Below are 9,605 nucleotides of genomic sequence, written 5' to 3' on the forward strand. Positions count from 1 at the left end.
CTAGATGCGCACACTTCAAGCCTTTTTACTCTTTCTTAGCTATAAGAATCAGGTATCGCTATCTATTTTAATTGCAGGTTTATTTTTTCTTAGCTTAGGCTTTATTATCTTTTTTTCATCTACTGAGTGTTGGGTTTGAAATCTTAAATCTTTCGGAAAGTATACTATAGCTTTCTTTTTCTGATTGAAGCTTAAGTGCTTTTTTACGAAATTGAACAGAGAATGTCATGTTTTTATTTTTTTGATTCATACTCTAACTCAATTCTCAACTCGTTTCCATGACTTTTTTATCCGATGTTGGCTATAGCTTGTTTTTTGTCTTTTTTTAGAGCCAGCGCTGTGTTGGTAGCACGCACAATCGTGGAATCGATCATCGCGCACTCGTTATCGACGTCTTTTTCCAGCGCCTCAAAGACTACGCCCTTTTGGTTGGCTCCACCTCGTAAAACGGGATAGATAGCTATCGCTAACCTCTCTGGCAGATCTTTCCACGGAATTCCTGCACGGTAACGGTATAAACAGCCTCCACAAACAGGCGATTGTCTTTTGCTGTAAGCCTATATCCCCCGGTTTTCCAGGTAAAAGATCCTTTTTCCGATCCCTCTTCCTTCCTCAACACATAACGTCTCATTAAATACAAATTTCTTTTGAATTTTTATTAAATTCTTAAAAACCAACGAAAAAAATCAACTTAATTGAGGACGGGCCTTAATGCAATAGGTGCTTTGATTGGAGTGCTATTAACCGCATTAGCTTAATTACGGACTTTTGTTAGCACTGCAGTTTTTACGCCTTAGGTAGAGCAGCCAATTTACCTGAAAAGAGCGTAATCGTTAAGAATTATTCTTCTTTTCACAAAGGCCAGTACATGCAAAAAATTCTGGAAGACTCTGGTCATATGATGTGCTATCCTAATTTTAGCTCTGGAGGTTTAATATACCCTCAATACCTTTCTTTACCCCTCTTTCTTTCTTCCTGTTTTTACTTTTTTTTTACCTGTGCTTTTGACACATCATCCCCTATTCCTTCTTTTCGCTTTCTTTCATTACCCATCCTTTTGAAAAAGCATCAGCTTTAAATCAATTTCTTACTGCTCTTTCTTTTTTCATTGAAGGTTCACCCTTTGCACTTATAAGCCGATATTGCTTTTATTTCTGATTTTATATTTTTTTCTAAAGCTCTGTTTTTACAAAAGTAAAATTAAAACATTTGTTTCTATAACTTTCAGCACTTTTATCAGTTCCGCATTGATTTCCAAGACATATTATACCATAATTAAAAAGAGCAAAATTAGTGATATTATCAACATGCACGTTCATATTACAGCCGACATCCAGAAAAATATTCCCCTTGTTTTAGCAGTCTGTGACGGAGAAATTCTTGGAGAAAAATCTCTTATTCCCCAGTCAGATACGGTAAAGCAAGCGCTTTCTATGCTTAAACTTGGAAAAGGAAAATACGTTGATATTTGTGTTGAATCAGGACAACGAATCATATTCTTAGATGTGGGCACCTTCGAATCTGTGTATGAGATCCGCTGTCAAGGAGGTGCACTGTGGAATTTATGCCAATCCTTATCTTACAGTGCTTTGCAAATTTTACCTTGGTCTTCTTTTCCCGAAGAGCTGCTTTACGGATTAATGCTTAAAGGATGGAGGTTTGATGGGTATCGAACAAAATCCAATCCTTTGCCTAAGCTTTTTTGTAAAGATCTTTACGTTATTTACAATGAGTCCATTAAGGGCGCCCCCTCTTTAACGCAACAGATAGAACGGTATCGCACAAGCATTGAAAGTATTCATTGGACAAGACAACGATGCAATGAGCCTGCCAATATATTGACTCCTCAAAAATTTTCTCAAGATCTTACTGAGTTTTCTGAATTTGGAATTCGCGTTGAAATAATCGAGAAGGCTTCTTTAGAGTCTTTGGGCTTTGGAGCGTTACTAGGAGTAGCTCAAGGAAGCATTCACGAAGCACGTCTTGCAGTTCTTCAATGGCATGGGGCAGCTTCCTGTGATGCACCTTGGGTAACGCTTGTTGGAAAAGGAGTAACGTTCGATACAGGGGGGGTTTCCCTTAAACCTTCCTCGGGAATGGAAAGTATGAAAATGGATATGTCAGGAGCAGCAGTAGTTGCGGGCGTTATTCGAGCAGCAGCAATAGATAAGCTTCCATTAAATCTTTCTGTGGTAATTCCTCTGGTAGAGAATGCTATTTCAGGCACTGCGCAACGCCCTGGAGACATCGTGCGTTCCTTATCAGGTCAGACCATTGAAGTTTTAAACACAGATGCAGAGGGACGTTTGATTTTAGCAGACGCACTGTGGTATGCCCAAGAAAAATTTAATCCGCATCTTATTATTGATGTCGCCACGTTGACTGGAGCCGTGAGGGTTGCCCTTGGGCCGGAATACGCAGGAATATTTGGAACTTGTGAAAAAACTATTGAAGCCATTAGAACCTGTGGGAAAGAGGAAGGAGAAAAATTTTGGCATCTTCCTTTAGACTCAGCCTTTGATCGTGCTTTAGATAGTGATTGCGCCGACATGAAAAATATAGCCAGTCCTGGATATGGTGCTGGAAGTTCGATTGGAGCTCAATTTTTGAAACGATTTATTAAACCAGAACAAAAGTGGATCCATCTAGATATTGCAAGTGTAGATCATTTAACTGCAGATCACCTGTTGTGTCCTAAAGGGGGATCAGGATTTGGAGTTCAAACGTTGTACTCTTTTCTCTTAAAAAAACAGACTTTTGGGTGCTGTAACCAAGGAAAATGCTGTTCATAAAAATATTACTTATTTAAGCAACGCCTTCCCTTTTGTATGACCAAAAAAGGGAAGAGTTTTTTTATCCTTTCCTCATCCCTTGATGTGCGCATCAGAACTATTCTCGTAAAGATGTGGTTTTCTATGAAGAAGATGCTAATTTTTTAGCTTTTAGCTGATTAAATAAATATTCTGCATGGTAAGAAGAGCGTGTAAATGCAGAAGCGCTCACCATCAAGAATCCCTTCTGGTATGCACGTTTTTCTAGGCGTAAATATTCATCTTCTGGAACATAGCGTAAAACCGGATGATGGTGTGGGCTAGGCTGAAGATACTGTCCAATGGTTAAAAAATCTACTTCCGCTTCCCGCAAATCGTTCATCACTTGACTAATTTCTTTTCGATCTTCCCCAAGCCCCAACATTAATCCCGACTTTGTAAATATCTTTGGATTTAAAAATTTTACACGCTTCAACAAAAACAATGAATTAAAATACCGCGCTTGGGGACGCACTTGAGCGTATAAACGAGGAACAGTTTCTACATTATGGTTATAAACATCTGGTTCTGCCTCTACAACGCGCTCTAACGCACCAACCTTTCCCAAAAAATCTGGAGTCAACACTTCAATAGTCGTATTGGGGCTAACGCTTCGAACAGCACGAATAACATCGGCAAATTGTTGCGCCCCCCCATCAGGAAGATCGTCCCTATCTACAGAAGTAATAACAACATGGCGTGCTTGAAACTTATGAACAAGCTCTGCAACCTCTTCAGGTTCTTTTGTATTAACCTTAGTGGGGGTTCCAGTCTTGACATTACAAAATCTGCATGCTCTGGTGCAAATTTCTCCAAGGATCATCACTGTTACGTGCTTCTTGCTCCAACATTCTGAAATATTTGGGCATGCTGCTTCTTCACACACGGTAGAAAGCCCAAGGCGTCGAACCTGTTCTTGAGTTTCCAAATATTCAGGTGTTAATTTCACTTTAACCCGAAGCCAGGAAGGCTTTTCAAGACGAGCCATAAACAAAATCTCTTACAGTTATCTTTTTTTATCCTAGCATAACAAAACAAAAAGAAAAAGATTAAGCGTACTATAAGAAAGCTGAGGATAAAAACATGATGCATTGCTTGCTTAATGAATCCCCCCCCCCTTTGTGTTGGTTTTCCGTTACACTTATGTCATTAAGTTTTTTTGATTTTTGATTGTTTTCTTCATTTATTATTGCACATAAGATTTTTATTAAATTTTTAGATGTTAACATCATTTTGATATTAACCATGGTTCAATTGCTTCGTTGATAACTTAGACTTTTTTCAAATGGTATATCGTTCAAAACAAATAATTTTTTTCTTAACTTTTCTTTCTTTAACGCACGAAGTAAATGCGTTAAAAGAGAATTTTTCATCAGGAATTGGTATTTCTGTGGGAATCGGTGGCGCAAACCTTTCTACGCAATCCCAAGGAACAGGAACCCTTGCTTCATCCAAAATGAATGGCATTGGACCAACGCCTCCCTCAACTAAATACCATATTCACTTTCTCAGTGCTAGTGGTGGTTGGGTCGATAAAGTTTCAGCCCGATGGGACAATTTTTTTACCCCTAATTCAGAGCCGTTCAAATATTCTGGCTTCCAATTTAAGAATAGTTCCAACACCTACTTAGGAAATTTGTACATAGGGGCAGACCCTTACCCTTCAAATCCCACAACCGCATTTACTACAGACAAACCAAGTGGTGCTGGTCATTTAGTCATAACACTTGATCCAGATGCCCAGGCAACTGGGAATACGGCTGCCTTAACGCAAACAGATGGTGCCCACGCAACTGGAAACACGGCTGCCTTAACACGCAAACAGATGGTGCACCCCCCCCACCCAAGTCTTAGAGCCAAGGTATCGACCTCCCAAACGGAAGGCGCTGAAAATATGTGGATAGATTTTGGCCAAAATGGAGAAACGAAAAATCATAGTGGGTTTTCTTGGAATTTAGCTTTGTTAATGCAAAAAAAGCTTAAGTCTTACACTATGGGATTTCGCTGTGTTTTTGGAATTAATAACGATTATTCCAAAATAAAGTATAAGTCTAGTGCTGTAAGCACTAATGGAGACGTTTACAATATTCTTGAAAAAGAAGGTCAAACAGAAGTTGTTTTTTGTCTGAAGAACAAATGGTTTACAGAATTTATCTTTGAGTTCGGATACGTAATTGGTCAGAGCTTGCAACTTTTTGTAGGTCCTGGACTTGTACTACAAAAACAAAATTTTTCTTATCTTAATCCTCTGGAAAAATCTTATGGTAACTTATCTAAAACCGTTCCAGGATCTATGCTGGCATGTGGGGCGCGGTACGCTTTAAATCAACGCGTTTCATTAGGATTAGAATACCAGCGCCAATGGCTAAGCAAAAAAAACTGGAGCGAATTTTCTTCAATAGTTCCAAAAAATTTGTACCATCTGGGAACTCCATCGTCAAAGACCAACGCCAACTTGTTTTTAGTGACACTGACCTATATGTTTGGTAAAAAATAGAAACATAAAACGCCTGCATAAAATTTTATCGACACTTTATCAAAGCAGGATAAAGATCGTCGGTAAAATCGTAGTTCATAAAAGGTCGTGATGCTTATCTTATACAATGCCTCTTAAAAAAAATCTTTGCCAACGACTTCTATAGTCTAAACCGCTGAAATTAAATATCCCCTAAAATCTATCCTTTTATTTTATTTGTTTCAATTTAACAAAAAATTAACTCAATTTTTTCAAATTATTACCTTTACCCCACCGTCCTAAACTTTCTTTTTTTAGACCGGTCTATCACAGATTTCCAAAGAAAAAACTTTCTATAACTTTCTATAGAACAGTACGCTCGGCGGGATTTGAACCCACGACAACAGGATTAGGAATCCTGTGCTCTATCCAGCTGAGCTACGAGCGCTTCAAGGTGCATTATAACAAAACTTTTTAAAAATTTATAGACTTATTTTCTACCTAAATATTAAACCTCAGACAATCCACAAGATTCCATTTCTTCTAAAGCGCTTTGTTGTAAAACACGTAAAGATTGCAGATCTGGTATATCATTCTTTGACAAAGGTAAGCGCACCATATCTGAAGAAATCAAATTCAAAAGACGCATCAATGCTTTCACAGGAACAGGGTTAGAAGCTGAAGAAAGCGCGTGTTGAGCATTCCAGAAAAAAGATTTCTTCCATTTTCCTTCTAAGCTTTCTTGAACATAATACTTTACAAAATTTGGCCAAACATTAGATAAAACTGACACTAACCCTTTGGATCCTAATGTACTATAGGCCGGCATCAAATGATCGTCTCCACACAACAAATCAATTCTTGGAGCAGTCTTTATGTACTCAAAGGCTGTGGAAAGGCATCCGCTGGAATCTTTTAAACTTACCAAAAATGGATAATCTTTAAGAACAGATAAAGCTTCAGCAGAAAGCTTAACCCCGGTGCGCCGCGGAACGTTGTACAGCATAACAGGACGTTGAGCAATGGTCAGTAATGCTTGAAACCACTGAGTCTGCCCTTCTGCCCCAGGACAAGTATATAAAGGCGTACTAATTAAATATCCTTGAAGTTCATAGTCCTGACACTGTTTAATCCAATCCATAGCACTCTCTAGGCTATACGTAGGAACTGCGGAAAGTATGGGAACATCCAAACTTAGTCGCCTTACAAAATTTAAAATATTTTTCTTTTCTTCTATAGACAGAGAAAGGCCTTCCCCCGTGCTTCCAAACAAGATAATACCGTTTTCACATGCTGCTTGTTTACGTAGATTTCGCTCTAAGGCTTCGTAATCAATATTCAAACTGTGATCCTTAAAAGGCGTGATACACGCGGTCCACACCAAAGGATTTTTTAAAAAGGGGGTGTAATTATTCACGATGCTAAAAATTTAAATAAGTCCTGACTATTCTAAGGCGCTCTGACAGTTAAAATCAAGAGGCCCCCCTTTATTACGCCATCACTCTTATCTCCTTATCAGTAAAAAATTCCATCCGCCCCCTTCAAACTTAGATCTAACCTACACTCACACTAAAATTTTACTTTTCATCCACGCAGTACGGGACGAATCTTATCTAAAACGCCATGTACAAATCCTGACCCTCCTTCTGGAAGAAAATGTTTTGCCCACTGAACATACTCGTACAGAATTACGGATACAGGATTTTCTGTAGCGTACTTTAGCTCCCATGCGCCACACAGCAAAATACTTTTTGTAACTTCTTCCAGATACAGTACGGTCCGAAATTTAGACAATCCTGTTTCAATTATTTCTTGCAATAAATCTTTGTGAGTCTGAACTCCAAAAATAATATTTTGTGCAAAAACTGTATCAAAAGGATAAAACGTATCATCACCATCGTCACGAAACAAAGCGTGAGCTCCACATTCAATAATAGGACGCAAAAATCTTTGCAACCCATTAACACAAGGGCCATCGATCATAAACACCCCCTGTATGGCAAGTGCTCTTGCAACGGAACGAGAAGAAAAAGGTTTCTTCTTTTTTGAAGTCAGATCCTCCTGAACACAAGAATCACGAAGATTCATACTCTCCTCCATGATCTAATGGAAGAACAAGAGATATTTCTTTTCCCTTTCTTTTTAAAGTTAAAATAATTCGTTTAATCCCCTTTTCTTGTAATTGATTAAGTTGGCTTACAAAAATTTTAGGATCCTTTACATCTTGATCTCCTAAACGAAGAATTTCATCTTCTTCAATTAAGGTGCTTCTCCATAAAGAGTCTTCTTCAATTTGTTGGATTACCACTTTTCCTGAATTCGTCCCAAAAGATACTCCCATAAATTGATTGGTTTTTTGCAAGGTGTCAGACGAAAAAGACTCCACTGGAACATCTATATTCAGCTGATTTTTTCCTCTCAATATCGTTAGTTTTACAGACTGTCCGGGCTTAATAAATCCGATGATAGAACGAACTTGGATCCAATGCTTTACTGGAGTATCGTTGACAGACAGAATTACGTCTCCCGCTCGAACTCCCTTTTTATCTGCAGAAGAACCTGGAGCAACTTCTTTAATTAGAACTCCCCGCATACCTTTTTTCATATGCTCGGTTCCATACACTTCTTTAGGGTGTAAAAATACTCCAATGATTCCGCGGTGCACAAAACCTTTTTCAATGATTTGATCTACCACGATCTTTGCTCGCGCTGAGGGAACAGAAAAGGAAATACCCGCATAAGTTCCTGTGGGACTAAAGATGGCGGTATTAACACCGATTACCTCTCCATAGATATTTAGCAAAGGCCCACCAGAATTTCCTTTGTTCATTGCAGCATCACTTTGAAGAAAGAGATCCGGCCCTTCTGTATTGTCTCCGTTATCTGATCCAAATTCCCTATTTTTGTAAGAAATACGCCCAACGGTTACTGTTCCTCCCAGGCCAAAAGGATTCCCTGCAGCTAGTGCAAAATGCCCTTGCTTTACTGCTCCAGAATCCCCCCAGGTTAGCTCGGGATGAGATTCTTCAGACTTAAACGCCAAGACAGCAATATCGCACATTAAATCACTGCCTAAAATTTCAGCTTCGTAACTGATGCCAGACTGAAGACGTACTTTAACTTTTGATCCGGGACGACATACAGAACTGCTGTTTCGCTTCAAAGCCCCTTCAATAACATGCTTGTTCGTCACAACATAAATAGTTTTTTGTTTTCCTTCTTTTGAAGGCTTGGACCCTATTATGAATCCAGAACCTTGAGAAGCAACACGCTGTTTTTGAGGAATTTTCGGTCCCCCCCCTCTAAATCCTCGCTTTTTTCCTGAAGAATCTTTATCTCGAAACAAAAATCCTTCAAGAAAATCTTGTAAAAAATCATTGTCCCCAAAGGAATCATGAGCTACTTCATCCCAAGCAACCTCAATATTCACAACAGAAGGAAGAAATTTTTCAACTAGACGGGCAAACTCATCTTGAATTTTTGACAGCATCAAAGGAGGCTCTTCTGATTTGTATTCTTTTTGCCCACAAGACATTTCGGCATACGCTATGGCCATAAAAAAAATTATACGCTTAATCATCATGTTTTTTTGATCCCAAAAATCCTATTTTTCTTCTATTATTTATTATCTTGTTTTTCTAATAAAAAATCAAGATAGAAAAAATATTTTTTTATTAAAAAACGACTAACACAAATAATAATAAAGTTATTGTAATATAAAGCCCATAAAAGTGTATGAAAAATATTAGACTTATTCGCAAACTTAGATTATAAAGAATATTTATGATAAAAAGACCAGGAGGTAAGGTAAGAACTACGAACAGATCAAAATAAATAGCAAGAAGAAAATTTCGCAAATTGACAGGAGTTAAAAAGGGTGAATTTTATAGAATAGTGAATATTGTTCAAGAAGCGGAATTTAAAAAGAAAGCTGAGCATAGAAGGTCGTCTTTTGATGCCCCCCCAATACATCCGAAAATACCGCACATAAAGTTATGGCGCAAGTAAGAGCATTGTGTATGATACCATACTCCCCCTCACTTTTTTGAAGGGTCTTTAAAAGATCCGAAAGACAGGCTATTTTATTAAAAACAAACAACAATGTTTAATGCAAATGAACCTTCGTACTTAGTATGATCGATCAGCGAAAGGTTCAGCATCCTGCGCTGATCCACAAGATGAACGCTCCACCTTCAATAAAATCCAAGCTTGAACGCGTCAGGCGTTTTTTTTAAAGGACAAGTAATTGATTCTGGACTCTTCTCAAAAGCCTTAATATCAAGCATTTGGGAGCCAGTTCCTAAAATGCATTTAATGCTCGATGGCACCAATTGGAAGTT

Annotated in this window: 6 protein-coding genes, 1 tRNA gene and 1 pseudogene; 2 read left to right on the top strand and 6 right to left on the bottom strand. The window is 38.3% G+C overall.

Annotated elements, in window-relative coordinates; translation table 11 throughout:
• Nucleotides 1–321: 321 nt before the first annotated feature.
• Nucleotides 322–631 (bottom strand): annotated as a pseudogene (locus tag K737_RS10950) (transposase); the annotation flags it as partial.
• Between the two features lie 676 nt (nt 632–1,307).
• On the opposite strand from K737_RS10950, the gene K737_RS01775 reads away from it, so the two are divergent.
• Complete coding sequence (locus K737_RS01775; protein ID WP_006292169.1) at nt 1,308–2,792, top strand: leucyl aminopeptidase; 1,485 nt, start codon at nt 1,308–1,310, stop codon at nt 2,790–2,792.
• Between the two features lie 121 nt (nt 2,793–2,913).
• Here the strand turns inward: K737_RS01775 and lipA are convergent, their stop codons facing one another.
• A complete protein-coding gene (lipA, locus tag K737_RS01780) occupies nt 2,914–3,798 on the bottom strand; it encodes a lipoyl synthase (RefSeq protein WP_006292171.1) in 885 nt (294 codons plus the stop codon).
• Between the two features lie 297 nt (nt 3,799–4,095).
• Between lipA and K737_RS01790 the strand changes: the two genes are divergently transcribed.
• A complete protein-coding gene (locus K737_RS01790; RefSeq protein WP_006292173.1) occupies nt 4,096–5,307 on the top strand; it encodes an outer membrane protein in 1,212 nt (403 codons plus the stop codon).
• Between the two features lie 332 nt (nt 5,308–5,639).
• Here the strand turns inward: K737_RS01790 and K737_RS01795 are convergent.
• The 4 genes from K737_RS01795 to K737_RS06735 form a co-directional block, all read right to left on the bottom strand.
• A tRNA-Arg gene (locus K737_RS01795) sits at nt 5,640–5,713 on the bottom strand.
• A 60-nt stretch (nt 5,714–5,773) separates the two neighbouring features.
• On the bottom strand, nt 5,774–6,682 hold the full coding sequence (gene dapA, locus K737_RS01800; protein WP_006292175.1) for a 4-hydroxy-tetrahydrodipicolinate synthase: 909 nt from the start codon (nt 6,680–6,682) through the stop codon (nt 5,774–5,776).
• A 167-nt stretch (nt 6,683–6,849) separates the two neighbouring features.
• The gene (locus tag K737_RS01805; RefSeq protein WP_006292176.1) at nt 6,850–7,353 is read right to left on the bottom strand and encodes a transcription antitermination factor NusB; all 504 of its coding nucleotides are present in this window, start codon (nt 7,351–7,353) and stop codon (nt 6,850–6,852) included.
• The gene (locus tag K737_RS06735; RefSeq protein WP_161630405.1) at nt 7,340–8,821 is read right to left on the bottom strand and encodes a trypsin-like peptidase domain-containing protein; all 1,482 of its coding nucleotides are present in this window, start codon (nt 8,819–8,821) and stop codon (nt 7,340–7,342) included. The genes K737_RS01805 and K737_RS06735 overlap by 14 nt, the downstream gene beginning before the upstream one ends.
• Nucleotides 8,822–9,605: the final 784 nt, after the last annotated feature.

The organism is Holospora undulata HU1 (assembly GCF_000388175.3).
GTDB lineage: Bacteria > Pseudomonadota > Alphaproteobacteria > Holosporales > Holosporaceae > Holospora > Holospora undulata_A.

Bases quoted from the DNA above. Each gene is read 5' to 3' on its own strand.
- K737_RS01775 (WP_006292169.1), top strand. From the start codon at position 1,308: ATGCACGTTCATATTACAGCCGACATCCAGAAAAATATTCCCCTTGTT.
- lipA (WP_006292171.1), bottom strand. From the start codon at position 3,798: ATGGCTCGTCTTGAAAAGCCTTCCTGGCTTCGGGTTAAAGTGAAATTA.
- K737_RS01790 (WP_006292173.1), top strand. From the start codon at position 4,096: ATGGTATATCGTTCAAAACAAATAATTTTTTTCTTAACTTTTCTTTCT.
- K737_RS01805 (WP_006292176.1), bottom strand. From the start codon at position 7,353: ATGAATCTTCGTGATTCTTGTGTTCAGGAGGATCTGACTTCAAAAAAG.
- K737_RS06735 (WP_161630405.1), bottom strand. From the start codon at position 8,821: ATGGCCATAGCGTATGCCGAAATGTCTTGTGGGCAAAAAGAATACAAA.